Source organism: Aquisphaera insulae, assembly GCF_011064615.1.
Taxonomy (GTDB): domain Bacteria; phylum Planctomycetota; class Planctomycetia; order Isosphaerales; family Isosphaeraceae; genus Aquisphaera; species Aquisphaera insulae.
Genome location: NZ_JAALJH010000309.1, coordinates 1 through 207, shown reverse-complemented (window position 1 = coordinate 207; position 207 = coordinate 1). Strand labels below are relative to the sequence as shown.

Genomic DNA, 207 nt, shown 5'->3' with positions numbered 1-207 from the left:
ACCATCGGCTCCGCCACCAGCACCAGCGAGGAGACCCTGAGCGCACGAGAGCTGGACAACTACGGCGCCGCGACGCTGGCGAACTTCTACAGCAACGCTAGCGGGCTTCGGATGGCCAGCTCCGCCACCTTCGTGAACGAGGCCGGCGCCAGCTTCAGCTTCATCTCCGACGCGGCCATCTACGACGCCGGGGGCGGCGGCTCCTTC

The 207-nt window shown here is 68.1% G+C and carries 1 protein-coding gene; it reads left to right on the top strand.

Features of this window, described 5'->3' with window-relative positions:
* Positions 1 to 207: hypothetical protein (locus G6O54_RS37235; protein ID WP_165236272.1), on the top strand; the 207-nt coding region annotated here is incomplete at both ends.